The 20447-nt window shown below is 44.7% G+C and carries 17 protein-coding genes and 1 pseudogene; 11 read left to right on the top strand and 7 right to left on the bottom strand.

Annotated features, from left to right (window positions below):
* Positions 1 to 49 precede the first annotated feature (49 nt).
* The 6 genes from dnaE (at position 50) to P4S58_RS11260 (ending at position 7732) form a co-directional block, all read left to right on the top strand.
* On the top strand, positions 50 to 3529 hold the full coding sequence (dnaE, locus tag P4S58_RS11285; RefSeq protein WP_337164007.1) for a DNA polymerase III subunit alpha: 3480 nt from the start codon (positions 50 to 52) through the stop codon (positions 3527 to 3529).
* Between the two features lie 45 nt (positions 3530 to 3574).
* Positions 3575 to 4534, top strand: coding sequence for an acetyl-CoA carboxylase carboxyl transferase subunit alpha (gene accA, locus P4S58_RS11280; RefSeq protein ID WP_042480096.1), 960 nt, complete (start codon positions 3575 to 3577; stop codon positions 4532 to 4534).
* Between the two features lie 142 nt (positions 4535 to 4676).
* Entirely contained in the window at positions 4677 to 5978 is a 1302-nt protein-coding gene (gene tilS, locus P4S58_RS11275) for a tRNA lysidine(34) synthetase TilS (RefSeq protein WP_337164006.1), read from the top strand.
* A gap of 71 nt (positions 5979 to 6049) precedes the next feature.
* A complete protein-coding gene (locus tag P4S58_RS11270; protein ID WP_042480094.1) occupies positions 6050 to 6361 on the top strand; it encodes a c-type cytochrome in 312 nt (103 codons plus the stop codon).
* 47 nt (positions 6362 to 6408) lie between these two features.
* Positions 6409 to 6780 carry a nitrogen regulatory protein P-II gene (gene glnB / locus P4S58_RS11265; RefSeq protein WP_337164005.1) on the top strand — a complete coding sequence of 124 codons (372 nt, stop codon included), beginning with the start codon at positions 6409 to 6411 and terminating at the stop codon, positions 6778 to 6780.
* Between the two features lie 100 nt (positions 6781 to 6880).
* Positions 6881 to 7732: an endonuclease/exonuclease/phosphatase family protein gene (locus P4S58_RS11260; protein ID WP_337164004.1), complete on the top strand. Its 852-nt coding sequence runs from the start codon at positions 6881 to 6883 to the stop codon at positions 7730 to 7732.
* Here P4S58_RS11260 and P4S58_RS11255 read toward each other — a convergent pair.
* From P4S58_RS11255 to gloB, 3 genes are all read right to left on the bottom strand, one after another.
* Complete coding sequence (locus tag P4S58_RS11255; RefSeq protein ID WP_102968542.1) at positions 7716 to 8402, bottom strand: YIP1 family protein; 687 nt, start codon at positions 8400 to 8402, stop codon at positions 7716 to 7718. The two genes, P4S58_RS11260 and P4S58_RS11255, sit on opposite strands and share 17 nt — an antisense overlap.
* Positions 8399 to 9976, bottom strand: coding sequence for a LysM peptidoglycan-binding domain-containing protein (locus P4S58_RS11250; RefSeq protein WP_337164003.1), 1578 nt, complete (start codon positions 9974 to 9976; stop codon positions 8399 to 8401). The genes P4S58_RS11255 and P4S58_RS11250 overlap by 4 nt, the downstream gene beginning before the upstream one ends.
* Before the next feature lie 72 nt (positions 9977 to 10048).
* Positions 10049 to 10807 carry a hydroxyacylglutathione hydrolase gene (gene gloB, locus P4S58_RS11245; protein ID WP_337164002.1) on the bottom strand — a complete coding sequence of 253 codons (759 nt, stop codon included), beginning with the start codon at positions 10805 to 10807 and terminating at the stop codon, positions 10049 to 10051.
* 37 nt (positions 10808 to 10844) lie between these two features.
* Here gloB and P4S58_RS11240 point away from each other — a divergent pair.
* Positions 10845 to 11577 (top strand): annotated as a pseudogene (locus P4S58_RS11240) (class I SAM-dependent methyltransferase).
* Positions 11578 to 11580: 3 nt separating this feature from the next.
* Here the strand turns inward: P4S58_RS11240 and rnhA are convergent.
* Positions 11581 to 12045, bottom strand: a complete 465-nt coding sequence (rnhA, locus tag P4S58_RS11235) for a ribonuclease HI (protein ID WP_042480075.1) — start codon at positions 12043 to 12045, stop codon at positions 11581 to 11583.
* Positions 12046 to 12101: 56 nt separating this feature from the next.
* Between rnhA and dnaQ the strand changes: the two genes are divergently transcribed.
* Positions 12102 to 12845, top strand: a complete 744-nt coding sequence (gene dnaQ / locus P4S58_RS11230; RefSeq protein WP_337164001.1) for a DNA polymerase III subunit epsilon — start codon at positions 12102 to 12104, stop codon at positions 12843 to 12845.
* A 40-nt stretch (positions 12846 to 12885) separates the two neighbouring features.
* Positions 12886 to 14136, top strand: a complete 1251-nt coding sequence (locus P4S58_RS11225) for a TIGR03503 family protein (protein ID WP_337164000.1) — start codon at positions 12886 to 12888, stop codon at positions 14134 to 14136.
* An 81-nt stretch (positions 14137 to 14217) separates the two neighbouring features.
* On the opposite strand, the gene fadE is transcribed toward P4S58_RS11225, so the two are convergent.
* On the bottom strand, positions 14218 to 16662 hold the full coding sequence (gene fadE, locus P4S58_RS11220; protein ID WP_337163999.1) for an acyl-CoA dehydrogenase FadE: 2445 nt from the start codon (positions 16660 to 16662) through the stop codon (positions 14218 to 14220).
* Between the two features lie 334 nt (positions 16663 to 16996).
* Here fadE and lpcA point away from each other — a divergent pair, with 334 nt between their 5' ends.
* On the top strand, positions 16997 to 17572 hold the full coding sequence (lpcA, locus tag P4S58_RS11215) for a D-sedoheptulose 7-phosphate isomerase (protein ID WP_042480066.1): 576 nt from the start codon (positions 16997 to 16999) through the stop codon (positions 17570 to 17572).
* Positions 17573 to 17675: 103 nt separating this feature from the next.
* On the top strand, positions 17676 to 18521 hold the full coding sequence (locus P4S58_RS11210; RefSeq protein ID WP_171137375.1) for a class II glutamine amidotransferase: 846 nt from the start codon (positions 17676 to 17678) through the stop codon (positions 18519 to 18521).
* A gap of 89 nt (positions 18522 to 18610) precedes the next feature.
* Here P4S58_RS11210 and purN read toward each other — a convergent pair whose 3' ends face one another.
* Both purN and purM read right to left on the bottom strand, forming a co-directional pair.
* Positions 18611 to 19249: a phosphoribosylglycinamide formyltransferase gene (gene purN / locus P4S58_RS11205; RefSeq protein ID WP_102940339.1), complete on the bottom strand. Its 639-nt coding sequence runs from the start codon at positions 19247 to 19249 to the stop codon at positions 18611 to 18613.
* A gap of 3 nt (positions 19250 to 19252) precedes the next feature.
* Complete coding sequence (gene purM / locus P4S58_RS11200; protein ID WP_042480059.1) at positions 19253 to 20293, bottom strand: phosphoribosylformylglycinamidine cyclo-ligase; 1041 nt, start codon at positions 20291 to 20293, stop codon at positions 19253 to 19255.
* Positions 20294 to 20447 lie beyond the last annotated feature (154 nt).

Raw genomic sequence — 20447 nt, 5'->3', positions numbered from 1 at the left:
AGAATAGCCCCCAATAAAAGCGAATATTGAGTATCTAGGACAGAATTGAATGTCAGACCCTAAGTTTATCCACTTACGTATTCACAGTGATTTCTCCATGGTTGACGGCCTGTCAAAAGTGCCTCCTTTGGTTAAAAAAGTGGCTGAAATGGGCATGCCAGCGATGGCATTAACCGACTTTACCAACTTGTGTGGCTTAGTTAAGTTCTACGGAACCGCACACAACAGCGGCGTGAAACCTATCATAGGTGCGGATTTCGCCATGCGCTCAGAAGAGTTTGGTGATGAGCTGACTCGAATTACTATCTTGGCGAAAAATAATGTTGGCTATAAAAATCTGACTCTTCTTATATCAGAAGCTTATCTGCGTGGTCATGTTCAACACCAACCTGTGATTGATAAAGAGTGGTTAATCAAACATGCGGAAGGTTTGATTATTTTATCCGGAGCCAAACAGGGTGAGATAGGTAAAGCTCTACTTAAAGGTAACCAACCACTGGTTGATAAGTGCGTAGAGTTCTATCAAACCTACTTCGCTGACCATTTCTATATTGAGTTGATAAGAACAAGCCGTGCGGATGAAGAAAGCTATCTTCACTTTGCATTGGAAGTGGCGGAAAAAGAAGGCTTACCTGTTGTTGCTACGAACGAAGTGGTGTTCCTGACAGAAGAGTTCTTTGATGCACACGAAATTCGCGTGGCTATCCACGATGGCTATACATTAGAAGATCCGCGCAGACCGAAACTTTATAGCCCACAGCAATATTTACGTTCTGAAGACGAAATGTGTGAGCTGTTTGCTGATATCCCAGAAGCACTGCAAAACACGGTCGAAATAGCCAAGCGTTGTAATGTTACTGTTCGATTGGGTGAATACTTTCTTCCAGCATTCCCGACTGAAGGGATGTTGGAAACTGAATATCTGGTTAAAAAATCAGAAGAAGGTTTGGAAGATCGTCTGGAGTTCTTGTTTCCTGACCCAGAAGTTAGAGCTCAGCGCCGTCCTGAATACGATGAACGCCTGAAAGTTGAGCTTGAAGTAATCAACAATATGGGGTTCCCAGGTTACTTCCTGATCGTAATGGAGTTCATCCAATGGTCCAAAGATAACGATATTCCGGTAGGGCCGGGTCGTGGTTCTGGTGCAGGCTCTTTGGTGGCTTACGCCCTGAAAATTACAGACTTGGATCCGCTTGAGTACGATTTGCTGTTCGAACGTTTCTTGAACCCAGAACGTGTATCCATGCCCGATTTCGACGTCGACTTCTGTATGGATAAGCGTGACCAAGTTATTGATCACGTGGCAGAAATGTATGGTCGTGATGCGGTATCACAGATCATCACTTTCGGTACTATGGCGGCAAAAGCGGTTATCCGCGATGTGGGGCGTGTCCTTGGTCACCCGTTTGGCTTTGTCGATCGTATCTCAAAACTTATTCCGCCAGATCCCGGTATGACGCTGGAAAAAGCCTTCAAGGCTGAACCCGCACTTCCTGAGTTATATAACTCAGATGAAGATGTCAAAGAGCTGATTGATAAATGCCGAATCCTAGAAGGTTGTACTCGAAATGCTGGTAAGCATGCTGGTGGCGTAGTCATTTCGCCAACCACAATTACTGATTTTGCACCTATCTACGCAGATTCAGAAGGCCATTTCCCTGTTACTCAATTTGATAAGAATGACGTTGAAACCGCTGGTCTGGTTAAGTTTGACTTCTTGGGTCTACGAACCTTAACTATCATTGACTGGGCATTGGGCTTGATTAACCCTCGAATGGAGAGAGAAGGTAAAGAGCCTGTTCGTATCGAGTCTATTCCGTTAGATGATCCTGCGTCCTTCCGAGTGCTGCAGAATTCAGAAACCACTGCGGTATTCCAGCTTGAATCTCGCGGTATGAAGGATTTGATCAAGCGTCTTCAGCCTGACTGTTTCGAAGATATCATCGCATTGGTGGCACTGTTCCGTCCGGGGCCGTTGCAATCAGGCATGGTAGATAACTTTATCGACCGTAAACACGGCCGTGAGGCGATCTCCTATCCGGATGAAACTTGGCAGCATGAATCTCTCAAAGAGACGCTTGAACCAACCTACGGCATTATCTTGTATCAAGAACAGGTAATGCAGATAGCCCAGATCCTTGCTGGTTATACTCTTGGTGGCGCAGATATGTTGCGTCGTGCAATGGGTAAGAAAAAGCCAGAAGAGATGGCAAAGCAGCGTGCAGTCTTTGAAGCGGGAGCGATCAAAAACGGCGTTGATGGCGAATTATCGATGAAAATCTTCGATCTTGTAGAGAAATTCGCTGGATATGGCTTTAACAAATCGCACTCGGCAGCCTATGCTTTAGTATCGTATCAAACACTATGGCTGAAAACGCACTTCCCTGCGGAGTTCATGGCAGCGGTAATGACCGCTGATATGGATAACACAGAAAAAGTCGTTGGCTTGGTGGATGAATGTATACGCATGGGGCTGAAAGTACTTCCGCCAGATATTAACTCTGGCTTATACCGCTTTAATGTCGATGAAACAGGTGCCATCGTGTATGGTATCGGTGCGATTAAAGGGGTGGGTGAAGGCCCAATCGAAGCGATACAAGAAGCACGTGCTAAAGGTGGTTACTTCAAAGACCTGTTTGATTTCTGTGCTCGTATTGATTTGAAAAAGGTCAATAAGCGTGTAATTGAAAAGCTGATTTTAGCGGGTGCTTTGGATCGTTTAGGCCCACACCGCGCTGCTATGATGGCGTCACTGAACGATGCGGTGAAATCGGCGAGCCAACACCATCAGGCTGAAGCGTTTGGTCAGGCAGATATGTTTGGTGTATTGACGGATGCGCCAGAAGAAGTCGAACAGAAATATACCCAAGTCCCTGAGTGGCCAGAAAAAGTTTGGCTAGAAGGTGAGCGTGAAACTTTGGGGCTTTATTTGACAGGCCACCCAATTAACGCCTATCTGAAGGAACTTAATCGATATACTAGCTGTCGTTTAAATGAAGCGACGCCAACACGCCGTGATCAATCGATTACAGTGGCTGGTTTAGTCATTGCAGCGCGAGTGATGACGACTAAGCGCGGAACCCGAATTGGTCTGATGACTTTGGATGACCGTTCCGGTCGCATGGAGGTGATGTTATTCTCTGATGCGCTTGAACGGTATGCAGAATTGTTAGAAAAAGATAAAATTTTGGTGATTTCCGGACAGGTCAGCTTTGATGACTTCAACGGTGGCCTTAAAATGTCGGCGCGCGAAGTCATGGACATGGGCAGCGCACGTGAAAAATATGCCCGTGGCTTATCAATATCGATAGAGCAATCTCAAATTGATGAGCAGTTTTTTGAGCGTTTTAGTGAAATACTTACGCCTCACCGAGCAGGAACGGTTCCTGTCAATGTATACTACCAGCGCCCTGATGCGCGAGCGCGTCTAGTACTTGGTACAGAATGGCGTGTCACACCTAGCGATACATTGTTAGACGAATTGCAACAGCTACTTGGCAATGATCAGGTAGAACTTGAATTTAACTAAAATTCAGCAATGCCAAAGGCATGCTGAGTAAAAAAGGATAGGTAGATGAGCCTAAATTTTCTAGATTTTGAAAAACCAATTGCCGAACTTGAAGCTAAAATTCAGGCACTGCGTGACATGTCTCGTCACGGTGGTAACGACTCAGTTGACCTCGACAAAGAAATTGCACAACTAGAAAAGAAAAGCTTAGAGCTGAAAAAGAAAATTTTTGGCGACTTAGGTGCATGGCAAGTAGCGCAATTGGCGCGTCATCCAAAGCGTCCTTACACGCTTGATTATATTGAACATGTCTTCACTGAGTTTGATGAACTAGCGGGTGACCGCGCTTTTGCAGATGACAAAGCTATCGTTGGTGGTATCGCTCGTTTAGAAGATCGTCCTGTGATGATTATTGGTCATCAAAAAGGTCGCGAAACTCGTGAGAAAGTAAAACGTAACTTTGGTATGCCAAAGCCTGAAGGTTACCGTAAGGCACTGCGTCTGATGGAAATGGCTGAGCGTTTTAACATGCCAATCATTACTTTTATTGACACTGCTGGCGCATACCCAGGTGTTGGTGCAGAAGAGCGTGGTCAGTCTGAAGCTATCGCTAAAAACCTCAAAGTGATGTCAGGTTTGAAAGTGCCTGTTATCTGTAACGTTGTCGGTGAAGGCGGTTCTGGTGGTGCACTGGCTATCGGTGTGGGTGATTACGTAAACATGCTTCAATACTCTACGTATTCAGTAATTTCTCCAGAAGGTTGTGCATCAATCTTATGGCGTGATTCAGATAAAGCACCACAAGCTGCTGAAGCTATGGGTCTGGTTGCTCCTCGCTTGAAAGAGCTAGAACTGATTGATGAAATCATTGAAGAGCCTCTCGGTGGTGCGCATCGTAACCACGAAGAGACGGCTGCGAACATGAAAGCAACACTACTACGTCAGTTAGCGGATCTAGAAATTCTGGATACAGATTCTCTACTTGAGCGCCGCTACCAACGTCTATTGAGCTACGGTTACTGCTAATCGCTGCTCTGAACAAGTAGCAACTAAAGCTGATTGTTTTGCTAAAGGGTTGGATTCATTCCAACCCTTTTTGTTTATCTGGCTTAACGTTACACTTAACCCCAGTTTCTTGTTGATAGCCTTACTGGTTGATAAACCTACTATGCTCGATTTGTACTCTCACTTTTGCCAACAGTTGAATGCATACTCTTCCCGCCGTTTCGTTCTCGCTTTGAGTGGAGGTGTTGATTCTCGTGTTCTGTTGTCGCTGCTCGAACGTTTTCGCGATGAATGCGGTGCATCAATTGCGGCGGTACATGTTCATCATGGTTTGAGCAGCAATGCAGATCATTGGGCTGAGTGTTGTCAGGCATGGTGCGATGACTCTGCTATCCCTTTGACTGTAGAACGAGTGCATCTGGATACTCAATGCGGTGAGAGTATTGAAAAGCTTGCTCGCGATGCTCGCTATGCGGTGTTAGCTAAACATGTGCAAGCGAATGATGTACTGCTTTTAGGTCAGCACGCAGATGATCAGATAGAGACATTTTTACTCGCCCTTAAACGAGGAAGTGGACCAAAAGGTTTAGCTTCTATGGCTCTTTCTGCGCCATTTTCAAACGGTTTAATGTTACGGCCGCTATTGAGCGTTAAACGCGCTGATATAGAGGCTTTTGCGGCGATAAATCACCTAACTTGGGTAACCGATGAAAGTAATGATGATGTTCGCTACGAGCGCAATTTCATCCGTCACCAAGTTACACCTATTCTCAGTCAGCGTTGGCCATCGATTCACCAAGCGGTTCAACGTAGTGCGGAGTTGTGTGCTGAGCAACAAGCGTTGCTTGACGAACTCTTACGAGATGAACTCGTACAAGCACTTTATGATGACGGAAGTTTGAAACTCGATACATTGAGCGCGAAAAGTGATGGTGTACGTCGGCAAATCATTCGCCAATGGTTAGCTAATCATCAAATGGTGATGCCAAGCCGTAAACATACAGAGATGATTTGGCAGGAAGTCGCTTTGGCCACTGCTGATGCTAATCCAAAACTGAAACTTGGCGAGCGAGAGATCCGCCGTTTTGATAATCGTCTATATTGTGTTGAAGAGAGTCGAGATATATCAGACTGGAAAAGCCCAATTTTGCTTGAACAAAATCTGCCATTGCCCGATGGCTTAGGTGTTTTGAATCTTACTCAGTATAAGGGTGAAATTCGACTGCCAGAAAGGGTGGAAGATTTGTGGGTGAGCTTTAATCCAGAAGGATTAAGTGCATGTCCGGTAGGAAGGATCGGCTCAAGAAAGTTGAAAAAGCTCTTTCAGGAATACGGTGTGCCGAGTTGGCTAAGACGCCGCACGCCGATACTCATGTATCAAGATAAAGTGGTTGCGGTGGCAAATTTGTTTGTTGATCGTGATTTCAGTGGGCAAGATTGCACGCTGGTTTGGGACAAGCGTTAATTTTCGTGCCAGAATTAACCCTAGTAGTAGCAGTGATATAAAAAGAAAATTCAATAACATAAGGAAGAGCAATGAATAAATTAGCATTGAGTGTTGTTTTAGGTCTTGGACTTCTAGCGGGTAATGCAGTCGCTGGAGATGTGGCTGCTGGTAAAGCAAAATCAGCGGTGTGTGCAGCGTGTCATGGTGCGGATGGTATTGCGGTTATTCCGGGATATCCAAACCTCAAAGGACAAAGTGAACAATACATAGTGTCTTCTATTAAAGCTTATAAAGCGGGTCAGCGTACGGGTGGACTTGCACCTGTAATGCAAGCTCAAGCTTCTATGTTGAACGATGCAGATATTGCTAACTTAGCCGCTTACTACGCAAGTTTGAAATAAGTATAAAGCGACTTAATTATTTGATTGTTTTCAAGGGCTAGCGGATAATGCCGAGCATTGATACAAGTTTAAGGGATGAACATGAAAAAATTGAAGCCATTATTAAGCCATTTAAACTCGATGATGTTCGTGAAGCGTTAGCTGAAGTGGGTATTACGGGTATGACGGTATCCGAAGTCAAAGGCTTTGGTCGTCAAAAAGGCCACACGGAACTGTATCGTGGCGCTGAATACATGGTCGATTTCTTGCCAAAAGTGAAGCTGGAAATTGTGGTTAACGAAGATGTCGTTGACCAATGTGTCGATACTATTATCGAAACCGCTCAAACAGGCAAAATTGGTGATGGTAAAATTTTCATTACTGATGTCGAACGTGTTATCCGTATTCGTACTGGCGAAGAAGACGAAGACGCAGTTTAAAAGAAGAGGAGCGAATGCTCCTCTTTTTCCATCTCGCCGCCAGTGAAATTCAGATATCTTCTTTCCCTACTATGAGTTTTACACCAGACCTGTACTTGTTATGAAAAAGCGCTATTTGCTGTTATTAGGCTTATTGAGTTGTCTAGCGATAGTCTTCTCTGGTTATAAGCTGGTTTTTAACATTCCAGAACACCCTCAACTGATCACCGTGGGTGAAAACAGCGTTGGACAACCGTTAGTCTGCTATCAGGACGACAATGCTTTGCCTTTAGACAAGCAAGGTCAGCTGGGCCTTCTAGTGTGGAATATCTATAAGCAGAACAGAGAGGGCTGGAGTGAAGAACTTAGCCGTTTAAGTTCAGATGCGCAGTTACTGCTGTTGCAAGAAGCCAGCCTGAATACAGGATTAAAACAGTGGCTCTCAGAGCATGGGTGGGAAGGTAATCAAGTCAACGCCTTTAAAGTGATGGGGGAGTCTGCGGGAGTCATTAATCTGGCTCGGACGACACCTAACTTAGCCTGTGGTTATACAGAGATGGAACCTTGGTTAAGACTTCCTAAATCGGGAATCTACGCTCGATATCCTCTCAGTAACGGGCAAGTGCTCGCAGTCGTGAATTTGCATGCGGTTAACTTCACTTATGGCACAAATGAATACCAACTTCAGTTACAGGCATTAGCCAATGAATTGAGTCAGCATACTGGCCCCATCATTGTTGCTGGAGACTTCAATAGCTGGAGTGAAGAGAGAATGAGTGTGATGAAGCAGGTACTGACTTCTTTAGGGCTGAGTGAAGTCGTTTTTTCTCCTGATAACCGAGTGCGTTTTATCAGCGGTTTGCCCTTGGACCATGTGTTTTATCGGGGCTTAAAGCTAGAAAAAGCAAAAGCGCCCGAGTCGGACGCTTCTGATCATAACCCTTTACTGCTTAGCTTTAGCTTATTGCAATAGTGATAGCCCAGATACCGTAGTAAGCAACCCAAGGCAGGGTAGCAATAACGATTGCCTGAGCGCGCTCTATTTGCGTCCAAGTAATGACCGCTGCATAACCTAGGAAAATGTACCAAGGCAGTAGCAGAGGGAATGAACTGGTAAAGGGTGACCAAGGATTGGTTAACGGCAGCTTAATTAATCCATTCACACTGTTGAGATCGGCTGCGTAGCTCATCACTTGTCCATGCTTTAACAGCATGCTTGCATAACTAGCTAGATCGCCGATGACGGCTGGAAAAATGACAACTGAGCTTGCTGCAAACCATTTCCAGAAACCTAATTTTGTTGAGCCTTGACGGGTTGCAAGGTTAAACCAAAGCGCCAGAAGAATAATGGTCAGAGTTCGGCTCATGACGTCACTGATGATTTCACTCGCCAGTAAAGTATCAGCTTCCAGCAAGTGAATAAGATCAGGATTCGTCGCTTCCATCTGAGCGGATAAGCCAGCTTTAAGCCATTCAAAATCGACGTTTGCGAAATAAGCTCCCCAGAATAGGAACGGAGTGATCAGCAGGACAATAAATGGCTGCCATCCCCATGCACTTCTTTCATACAGTGCAGCAAAGCAATCTTGAGGTGAACGGAATATATCCACCAGCATAATTAAAGGATTACTGGACGGGTTCATACACTAACCTTAGTGACATCGACATAGAGTTTAAGATTCTGACCTGGTTTCAGGTATTTGTTATTAGACAAGTCATTCCATTTCACTATGTCTGCTGTTTTCACTTTAAACTTGCTGGCTATTGCACTGAGTGTATCGCCGTTACGCACTTTATAGAAAACAGTGCGGATGATCGCGCCATCAGTGTTGTTTTTCCAAATCACCAGTTTCTGCCCGATACTCAAGGTATCTCTTGGCCCCATTCCGTTCCATTTAGCCAGAGAAGTGGTCGACACATTGTGTTTACGAGCGATTGTCCATAGGTTGTCACCTCTGGTAACAGTATGAGTCAGCTTGTATTTGCCTCTGGCAATAGATTGGGTTTTCTGCAGACGGTTATTAGCACTCAGAACATACGCTTTCTCATCTTTCACCGATGTTGGAATCATCAAATATTGTCCAACACGGATAGCGTTGCCTGAAAGATTATTGGCAGTCTGAATTACTTTAGTTGTTGTGTTGTGATGTGCGGCAATCACACTCAGGCTGTCGCCACTTTTCACTTTGTATCGGACTAACTTCATTCCTTCTCCACGGTGCTTTGCTGCATTCGCTAGGAAGGTGTCGGCTTTATCGACTGGCAGAAGTAGTTGGAATGGACCGTTCGGTGCGGTAGCCCATTGATTGTATGCTGGGTTGTAGCTTTGAAGTTCTTTAACATCCAAGCCTGCATATTTTGCCGCGATAGCAAGATCCAGTTGTTCCTGAGGATCAACTAACTTCAGCACGGGTTTGTTGGCAATGGCAGGAAGTTGGATACCGTATTTTTCCTGATTAGCGATGATGTCAGCAAGTGCGAGTAGTTTTGGCACATAACCGCTGGTTTCTTCAGGTAAATCGAGTGAGAAGAAATCGATAGGTTTCCCTAAGCTTTTGTTCTTACGAATAGCACTGGAAACTCGACCGCCGCCACTATTATAAGCCGCGATAGCGTGTTGCCAGTCACCGTCGAAACGCTTACTTAAATTAGTTAAGTATGTCAGAGCTGCATCGGTTGAAGCATCAACATCGCGACGACCGTCGTACCAGAAGTTCTGCTCAAGGCCGTACATTTTTCCTGTTGCAGGCACAAACTGCCATAAACCTGCTGCGCTACCGTGTGAATAAGCAAAAGCATCAAACGCACTTTCTACAATTGGCAAAAGGGCTAGCTCAAGCGGTAAGCCTCTTTGCTCAATTTTCTCGGTAATTAGGTATAGGAATGGTTGTGCACGCTCAGCCACTTTTTGCAAATGGCTTGGGTGTTTCAAGTACCAAGTGCGGTAGTAGTCGACCGATTTTTGCTTGGGAATCCCCATAGCAAGTTGCATGGCAATGCGCTGCCAGACATCTTCTTGTTCTTGTGGCGTAATCACGACAGGTTCAACAACGCGTTCAACGGGTACTGGTTTCGAAGCTACCGTTGGCTTTTTCTTAGTGACTTGCTGTTGAGGCGTGTTTACTTCAACGTCGTTTTGTGTGGTTTGTTCTGCTGTCTGGTTAAGTTGGCACCCGGCCAATAAGAGAGCCAACAGACAGCTGGTTTTTACTCGCATGCAAAACAATCTTTTCAATAAATGGCTGGTGATAATACTTGTCTATTAATTACCCTGACAAGTGGCAAATTCCTAAAAATCGTTTTTCCATTCGCGTAATGCGGTAAATATTGATATAGGATCATTTTGTTTCGTGCGATTTGCTACCGACTTGATTACGCTCGCCTCTCTTGTACGCAAGAAGGGGTTTATCCATTTCTCTTTTCTTAGCGTGGTCGGAATGGTGGATTTGTTTTGAGCTCGAAGACGAATCACTTCATCACGATAAATTTGTAACTGTTCGTTATTTGGCTCAACAGCAATCGCAAAAGCAATGTTGCTCGCGGTGTATTCATGAGCGCAATACACTTCGGTTTCTTCTGGTAAGGCTAGAATTTTTTCTAACGAAGTAAACATTTGTTCCATGGTGCCTTCGAATACTCGTCCGCAACCACCAGAGAAAAGCACATCTCCACAAAACAATTTGCCATCACCGGCATAGCCAATATGACCTAAAGTATGCCCCGGTAATCCCAGCACCCAGAAACGTTCATCAAACAACTCAATTTGGTCACCAGCGGTGACTTTTTGGGTCAAATAAGGAACAGGGTCATCACTTGGGCCAACGATTTCGATATTCGAATACTGCTTAGCAAGCTCGCGAATTCCGCCGGTATGATCCTTATGATGGTGGGTAATTAATATTGTTTCTAACGTGAGATGGTGTTGTTCCAAATAAGCCAGAACAGGCGTGGCATCGCCCGGATCAACAACAGCGCAACGGTTGTCGCTATTTTGAATCAGCCAGATGTAATTATCGTTAAATGCAGGTATGCTTTTGATCTGTAACATGAGTTGTCTCCAGTCACCTTGGTGAAGCGGGTTAGCGATGAAACCAGCACGCAGCGAAAAAAATTGAGAAGCCTCATTCTTGGTCTCAATTGAAAAATGGTCAATGGGTTAGTGAGTCTATCCAAACACGGCTCGATGAGTGGTGCCCGAAACTCTTTGGTTATCATATGCTAAAACTGGGTGGCTTGAGTTGCGAGCTTGCCAGTTGTAACTGCAATATTCAACATCAAGTCCATTTGGATAAACAAAATCCATTGCATACAGTTATCGCCGATGACTTCGATTTGCCCTTCTTCGAAAAAAGCATCGATACAGCAATCCTTGCACATCAACTGGATTATAGTAGTGACCCGCACCGTATGTTGCGAGAAGTGGACAGAGTACTGATTGATGATGGCTACATTATTATCACGGGATTTAATCCGATCAGTTTCACGGGTCTTGCGAGCTTAATGCCGTGGCGCAAAAATAATTTGCCTTGGAGCGGTCGAATGTTCACGCCAAATCGAGTCAAGGACTGGCTAGGGCTGCTGAACTATCAGGTGATTGAGTGTGACCAATATGCACTGTTTCCGATGCAAAGGTACCGCACATTCTGGACTTGGTTGGAAAATGGCAGAGGGGATTTTGGATCAACGTTTTGTAGCTTGTATTTTATTGTTGCCCGTAAGCGTACCTATCCACTTAAACCGATTAAGCCGCACTGGCGCTTGAAACGGCGGCTTTCTCCTGTTGGAGTAAACTACCGCATCAAACACGATGAAAATTAGCGGTTATTCGGGCTGATAACCTACATCTTCTTCTGTTGGGTTTTCAGCTGCCGCTCGTGCTAGTTCGTCACACATTTCGTTTTCTCTGTGTCCTGCATGACCTTTTACCCAATGCCAGTCAACTTGGTGACGAGCCGTTTCATGGTCAAGCGCTTGCCAGAGATCCGCATTTTTGACGGGTTTATTGGCAGAGGTTTTCCAATTGCGCTTTTTCCAGTTGTGGATCCACTGAGTGATACCTTGGCGCACGTACTGACTGTCCGTGGTGAGGATTACATGGCAAGATTCTTTGAGCGTTTGCAACGCAACAACGGCTGCAAGCATTTCCATGCGGTTGTTCGTGGTGAGCTTATAGCCTTTTGCTAGGGTTTTTTCGTTGTTTTTGTAGCGAAGAACAACACCATAACCGCCAGGGCCTGGGTTGCCTAAACACGATCCATCAGTGAAAATTTCCACCTGTTTCTTCATGATTTGATACTATTGGGTTACGCACACATTTGGCATAGTCTGACATATATATCCTTATGAATACTAGCAGCAATTCTGAATACGACCGCATTGTGGTTCTCGATACCGAAACCACGGGTATGAACCTAGAAGGCGGTCCACATTACGAAGGTCACCGAATCATTGAAATCGGTGCGGTGGAGATCGTCAATCGAAAACTCACCGGACGCCACTTTCACGTTTATCTCAAGCCGGATAGACCTATTCAAGATGAAGCGGTTGAAGTTCACGGTATTACCGATGAATTCTTGGTTGATAAACCAGAATATCGTGACGTTCATGAAGAATTTCTAGAGTTTATTAAAGACGCTGAATTGGTCGCACACAACGCGCCCTTCGACGTCGGTTTTATGGACTATGAATTTTCTAAGTTAGCTGGCTGTTCACTTAAAACCACACAGATCTGCAAAATCACCGATACCCTTGCCATGGCGAAGAAAATCTTCCCCGGCAAGCGCAACAACTTGGACATTCTCTGTGAACGTTATGGCATAGATAACTCGCACCGAACGCTTCACGGCGCTTTGCTCGATGCTGAGATTCTTGCTGACGTTTATTTGTTGATGACTGGTGGGCAAACGTCACTTCAGTTTAACGCTGGCTCACAAACCGATGGCGAGAATGGTGCTGGATTGATTAAGCGAGTAGAAAGTGGACGAAAAGCGCTAAAGGTATTGATGGCTACCGCCGATGAAATAGAAGCGCATCAAGAACGTTTAGATTTAGTCGCGAAGAGTGGTTCTTGCCTTTGGCGTCAATAGTCTTTGGCGTCAATAAGAGTGGTCTATTTTAGGAGATGATATGTTGAGGATTGGAATTGCTCTTTTGGGGCTCCTCTTGAGTTTGAATACTTTCGCTAGCCGTGAATCCTCACTTTCTTTGTTAGATAACCGATTTCGTGTTGATCCTACTATTACTCAAATAACGTTTGTCATTTACCGTGAGCAAGGTTCTCAGCCAGTAGTGTTGGTGCGCCCTGATGGTAGAAAGTATTACGCGACAAAAAATCCAGATAGTGTGCGTTGGTATCAAGAACCGACGATGGACATTATTTCTATCGACAACCCAATGCCAGGGCCTTGGCAAGCAATAGGTAAAGTATCGCCTAAAAATAACGTAAAGCTGATTTCACATCTACAGCTGACCTCAGATACCTTTCCAACCCGAATTTATCAAGGCGAGGAAATGAAGTTCACGGCTCGCTTAACCTCAGATGGCAAACCTTTACTGCTCAAAGACTTCCTTGAAAGAGTGAATCTCAAAGTCACTTTTCGTAAATATATTGAAGATGAAGAGAACTTAGTAAAAGAGGCGCGACCTGTACCAACAGTGATTGGTGAGTTTGCTGATGATGGGCGAGATTTAGATGAAAAGCCCGGTGACGGCGTGTTTACGGTTAAGCTCAATATTACGCCGGAACCTGGCAAATATCGGGTGCGAATTACTTCTGGTAATGGTGTGTTTTTACGAGCGCTTGAACAGGAAGTGTTGGTATACCCATCGCCACTTACTTCGAGCTTTATTCAGTCGCGTGTCGCGAACGAACCTCATCAGGTTGTGATCAGTGGTGAACAGGGGATGATCGAGCCCGGCTCACTTGCTGCGCACATTCGCCATCAATCGCCCGATAATAAAGAGTTTCTGGTTGAAGGGGGTGCCGAGCCTGAATCATTAAAGATGACGCTTACGGTTCCCTATGATGGAGATTTAGGTAACTACGCGTGGGAAGGTGGTGTTTATGCGACCGATCTGGCTTCTAAGCGCCCGCTTTATTTTCCGATTAAAGAGAGTACTTACAGTGTGGTTCAAGAGCTCGATCTTGAACAAGCTCGCTTGATGCAGGAGGAGGAAGCAGAGCAGCGCCGTAAAATCGCTCAAGAAGAGATGCTACAAAAGATTCGTGAAGAACGACGTACTCAATACATTATTTATATCGGCATCGGTAACGTGATTGTGATTATTCTGGCGCTGATAGGTTGGTTCTTTATGCGTAAGTTTAAAGCTCGTAAGGAAATGCTTCCTGAAATGCAGCTCAACATGCCAAAGAAATAACACAGAGCGGATAATAGGAAAGGGAGGTTAAACCTCCCTTTTTTACGTTTTAACTGATTTAATTTGTTGCTTAATTTTTATCTAAGCGACTTGTTCCAGTTTGGTTTTTGTCTTTTTTGCCGCAAGCTCCGACGGTGCGAAGTCATCAACATTAATGGTGTACAAGCGGTGGCTTTCAGCCTCGATTAAAAGCTCTGCTTCTTGTTCATTGATGATCTTGTTAGCTAACCCTTCTGCTGCAATCTTATCGAGTTGAGTGAATGGGTAACGTTTATCAAGCGCTTTACATACTTTATCGAAAATAGGTTCAGCTTGCAGGATAACGCTTAGTGCCAGTTCAATGCGACCTGCTGGGTTATGTGCTGTAGGTGCTAAATACTGGTTGCGGCCAAGGCGTGTACGTGTTGCGCTTGGTGTTTGAAGTATTTGCGCCAGTTTGCTGTCCAGTTTGTCGTTTGGCCCTTTACGAACTCGACCAAAAGGAAGAATTAAGACACGTAACACTTTGCCGATCACAGGGTTCGGGAAGTTAGCAAGAAACTCATCTATCGCCACTTCTGTTTGTTTTAAGCTGTCTTGCAATCCCCAGTGAACCAATGGCAAATCTTCAACCGGACGGTCATCGTTCTCAAAACGTTTCAGGGTTGCTGAGCTCATGTATAGCTGACTCAAAATATCACCCAGACGAGCAGATAAACGCTCTTTGCGTTTCAAAGAACCGCCCAAAACAGCCATAGATATGTCAGCTAAAAGCGCTAAGTTCGCACTGTAACGGTTTAGCTGTTGGTAGTAGCGTTGTGTCGCATCTTTGGTTGGCGAGTAAGAGCCGATACCATCGGTTAGACCTAACCAGATACTGCGGACTAAGTTGCTGGTGGTAAAACTAACGTGGCCTGCCAACGCGCTGTCAAACTGCTCAACAGCATTCGAATTTTCAGAGTGTGCGGCTTCCATCTCTTTCAATACATAAGGATGGCAGCGAATCGCGCCCTGACCAAAGATGATCATTGAACGAGTCAGAATGTTTGCGCCTTCCACAGTAATTGCAATTGGTGAACCTTGATAACCTCTCGCCAAGAAGTTTGAAGGGCCTAAACAGATACCTTTACCGCCGACAATGTCCATAGCATCAATAATTGAACGTTGACCACGATGAGTGCAGTGGTATTTCACAATTGCAGAAATTACCGATGGCTTCTCACCAAGGTCAATACCTGCAACGGTCAAATTACTTGCCGCATCCATCACATACGCGTTTCCTGCCAAGCGTGCTAATGGCTCTTCAATACCTTCCATTTGACCGATAGGTTGTTTGAACTGACGACGAATACGCGCGTAAGCACCAGTTGCCAAAGCCGCGCTTTTTGTACCGCCAGTTGAGTTTGACGGTAGAGTGATACCACGTCCAACCGAGAGACACTCAACCAACATTCTCCATCCTTGGCCTGCCATCTCTGGGCCACCGATAATGAAATCTAGCGGAACAAAGATGTCATTACCGCGAGTAGGACCATTCTGGAATGGAACGTTAAGCGGGAAGTGGCGGTTACCAATTTCCACACCTTTTAGATTGGTTGGGATAAGAGCACAAGTGATACCAATATTTTCTTTCTCACCAAGTAGGTGTTCTGGGTCTTGTAATTTGAAAGCTAATCCCAGAACGGTGGCGACTGGCGCAAGGGTAATGTAACGCTTGTTCCAAGTCAGTCTCATACCAAGAACTTCTTTGCCTTCCCATTGGCCTTTGCAGACAACGCCGAAATCCGGAATTGAACCAGCATCTGAACCTGCTTCTGGGCTGGTTAGTGCGAAACATGGGATCTCTTTACCTTGTGCAAGGCGAGGTAGGTAGTAGTCTTGCTGTTCTTTAGTACCGTAGTGTTGCAGCAGTTCACCTGGACCTAATGAGTTAGGTACGCCAACGGTTGAAGAAAGAACACCTGATACCCCAGTTAGCTTTTGAAGAACTAAAGATTGCGCATAAGCCGAAAATTCTAAGCCACCGTATTTTTTCTTAATAATCATGGCGAAGAATTTGTTGTCTTTCAGGTACTGCCAAACCTCTGGAGGAAGGTCGGCCAGTTCGTGAGTCACTTGATAGTCATTGACCATGGCGCAGACTTTATTCACCGGACCTTCAAGAAAAGCGCGTTCTTCTTCACTTAACTGCGGCGCAGGAATGTCGTGCAATTGCTGCCAGTTTGGTTTGCCTTTGAACAGCTCTGCTTCCCACCATACCGTACCTGCATCCAGCGCTTCTTTTTCTGTTTGCGACATAGCAGGAAGTACTTTTTTAAATACGGTTAACGCCTTTGCGCTAATTGCAGCTTGGCGAATAGAAGGAACAGTAAAAAGCGCGATTGCGGCCAAGTATAAGCTCCAGCCTACAATGCCCACAGGGCCGAATAGGGAGAGCATCAGCATAGTGATGGTGAGTGCCGCGAGTGATACAAATAATGAAGTTCTGTGATACAAGCAAGCGCCAAGTACTGCAAAGAACCCTAATGTTGAGAGCAAGATGTCCATGTTAATGTCCTTATAGTCATGCTGTTTGTTATTTCGAGTTTTCAGCATTCATTTTTATGAGCTTTCTGAAGTTGTTAAAAGTGGTCTAACCAGTAAAGTGTAAATGAATTATTAATAAAATGTAAAACCATTAAATGTTCAAAAAGTGATCTAAGTAGAGTGAATAGTCTAAAGTGTGCGCTCTGATTCGATTCCAGGGAGATGAAAATTGTTCTCATAGTGCAATTATTGAGGCTTATCTATCGACAGAATCACAGGTTTGGGTAAACTCAATAGTGTCCTAGCTCTCAAAGAAGAGAGTTCATCTGCAAGCAGATTTAAGAAGAGAATAACTATGTATCAGGATCTAATTAGAAGTGAACTAACAGAAGCGGCTGAAGTGTTGAACAAGTTTTTGAGTGACGATCATAACATCGCTCAAATTGAGGCTGCTGCTAAGCTTATTGCTGATTCATTCAAACAAGGCGGTAAAGTGTTGTCTTGTGGTAATGGTGGCTCACACTGTGACGCAATGCATTTTGCTGAAGAGTTAACAGGTCGTTACCGTGAAAACCGCCCGGGTTACCCTGGTATCGCTATTTCTGATCCAAGTCATCTGTCATGCGTGAGTAACGACTTTGGTTATGATTTTGTTTTCTCTCGTTATGTTGAAGCGGTTGGCTCTGCGGGTGATGTGCTATTCGGTTTATCGACTTCTGGTAACTCTGGCAACATTTTAAAAGCAATCGAAGCTGCAAAAGCGAAAGGCATGAAGACTATCGCTCTTACTGGTAAAGACGGCGGCAAAATGGCAGGTATTGCGGATGTTGAAGTTCGCGTACCGCATTTTGGCTATGCTGATCGTATCCAAGAAGTACACATCAAAATTATCCACATCATTATTCAGCTTATTGAAAAAGAAATGGAATAAGTGATGTTTATCGAGCTGGTTTTTTATAACAAATGATAAAGGCCAGCTCGAAACATGATCGGTAGTCAGGAGTTTTAGGGTTGTAGTAGGAGAGAGAGTTAAGATGTGTGAATTGCTCGGAATGAGCGCCAATGTCCCGACTGATATTTGTTTTAGCTTTACTGGTTTGATTCAACGTGGCGGCAATACCGGACCACACCGAGATGGTTGGGGTATCACGTTTTATGAAGGTAAAGGCTTTAGAACATTTAAAGATCCTAATCCTAGTTACCAATCGAAGATTGCACAGTTAGTCCAAGAATACCCAATCAAAAGCTGCGCGGTGATAAGCCATATTCGACAAGCCAATCGAGGCGGTGTCAATTTGGAGAATACACACCCATTTACCCGTGAGTTGTGGGGGCGCTACTGGACTTTTGCTCACAATGGACAACTCACTGATTACGAAGATTTGCCAACCGGTCGTCATCGTCCTGTCGGAGAAACAGACAGTGAAGCCGCATTTTGCTGGTTACTCGATAAGTTAGAGAATCGCTATCCTGAACCACCGAAAGATATGCACGCGGTATTCCGCTATATCTCTTTACGCTGCGATGAACTGCGAGAGAAAGGTGTGTTCAATATGTTGCTGTCTGATGGTGAATACCTGATGACATACTGCACTAATCATCTTTACTGGATCACTCGTCGAGCGCCATTTGGCCGAGCAGCTTTGCTGGATGAAGATATTGAAATCAACTTTCAGGAAGAAACGACGCCGAATGATGTGGTCTCAGTGATTGCCACTCAACCTTTAACCGGAAACGAGCAGTGGCAAAGAATGAAGCCGGGTGAATTTAATATTTTTCACTATGGTGAACTGTTCGAAAGTAACAGTGCTGATTTAACCGACGTAGCATTTGCGGCGCCTAAGCCAGGAAACCAAGCGCCTACAGAGCCGCTTGAGTGAATAGCTGAACATAAAAAACGAACATGAAAAAAGGGTTGATGCAGTATCAACCCTTTTTGCTAGCTTTAAATCTAAGCTTTAACTAGCGTCTATTCGCTAGCATAACCGTGCATTCCTAAAGGCTCGCCGTCTAAGAACGCTTTGCCTTCAATCATCTCAAGTCTGCCTTCAACGAACCACTGAGTTACTAACGGATAGATACGATATTCTTGATTTTGAACGCGCTCTGTCAGTATCTCTACAGTATCTTCATCAAAAATAGGCACTCTTGCCTGAAGAATCACGGGACCACCATCGAGTTGTTCAGTCACAAAGTGAACACTGGTGCCATGTTCTTCATCACCTGCGTGGATAGCACGCTGGTAAGTATTCAGACCTGGGTACTTAGGTAATAGAGAAGGGTGAATATTGATCATTCGACCTAAGTAGTGACGTACAAATTCACTACTTAGGATTCGCATATAGCCCGCTAAAATTATAAGGTCAGGCTTATATTCATCAATTTGCTCCATCAGCGCATGGTCGTAAGCATCACGAGTCTCATACTCTTTTGGATCGACAAATACTGCCGCTGCACCTGCTTTTTTAGCTCGCTCTAAGCCATAAGCAGTTGCTTTATTCGAAAAAACAGCCGTTACTCTGCCTTCACTAATGCTTGACTCACAAGCATCGATGATCGCTTGTAAATTGGTACCATTTCCTGAAATTAAAACAACAATACTCTTCATGGATTAATTGATCTCTACTTGCTCTTCACCAGCTTGAGCTGCTGCAATTTCACCGATAACCCATGCGTTTTCGCCTTCAGCTTTTAGAAGGTTAACAGCGGCTTCAGCTTGATCTTGTGGAAGGGCAATGATTAGACCAACACCACAGTTAAATGTACGGTACATCTCGTGAGTATCTACGTTGCCTTTCTCTTGTAGCCATTTGAAGATTGCAGGCCATTCCCAGCTCTTACCATCAATAACTGCTTTGGTACCTTCAGGAAGTACGCGAGGGATGTTTTCCCAGAAGCCGCCGCCAGTGATGTGAGAAATAGCGTGAATGTCGTGTTCTGCAATCAGTTTAAGACCTGACTTGATGTAAATCTTAGTAGGCTCAAGAAGGTGTTCACCAATCGTTTTACCTTCAAGAAGTTCATTTTTGTCTGCAGCAGAAACTTCTAGGATTTTACGAACTAGAGAGTAACCGTTTGAGTGTGGACCACTAGAGCCCACAGCAATCAGGGCATTACCCGCAGCAACTTTAGTACCGTCGATGATGTTTTCTTTTTCTACTACGCCGACACAGAAACCCGCTACGTCGTAATCTTCGCCTTCATACATTCCTGGCATTTCAGCAGTTTCACCACCGATTAGAGCACAGCCAGCTTGAACACAGCCATCAGCAATGCCAGAAACAACGTCCGCTGCTGTGTCTACGTCTAGCTTACCTGTTGCATAGTAATCTAGGAAAAACAGTGGTTCAGCACCTTGTACAATCAGGTCGTTTACACACATAGCCACTAAGTCGATACCAATGGTGTCGTGCTTTTTCATATCCAAAGCAAGACGAAGTTTGGTACCAACACCATCTGTACCAGAAACAAGTACAGGTTGTTTGTATTTGGTTGGAAGCTCGCACAATGCACCAAAGCCACCAATGCCACCCATTACCTCAGGGCGACGAGTACGCTTTACAGCACCTTTAATTCGTTCAACAAGTGCATTGCCTGCATCGATATCTACGCCAGCATCTTTGTAGCTAAGTGAAGTCTTGTTACCGCTCACGGGGAAGTTCCTCGGTCTAATTGGATATGAAAACGGCGCTATTCTACAGGGCTTAAAACAAAAAGGAAAACGTTTGCGTCAGTTTTTTATCGCGATTTTTGGTCGGTAAAGTTGAAAAAATAGGTGTATAATCCCGAGGTTTATTTAAATTGTG

Source organism: Vibrio sp. Hal054 (assembly GCF_037162405.1).
Lineage (GTDB): Bacteria > Pseudomonadota > Gammaproteobacteria > Enterobacterales > Vibrionaceae > Vibrio > Vibrio diazotrophicus.
The sequence above is the reverse complement of the archived record's forward strand: the minus strand, read 5'-3'. Positions and strand labels throughout refer to the sequence as shown.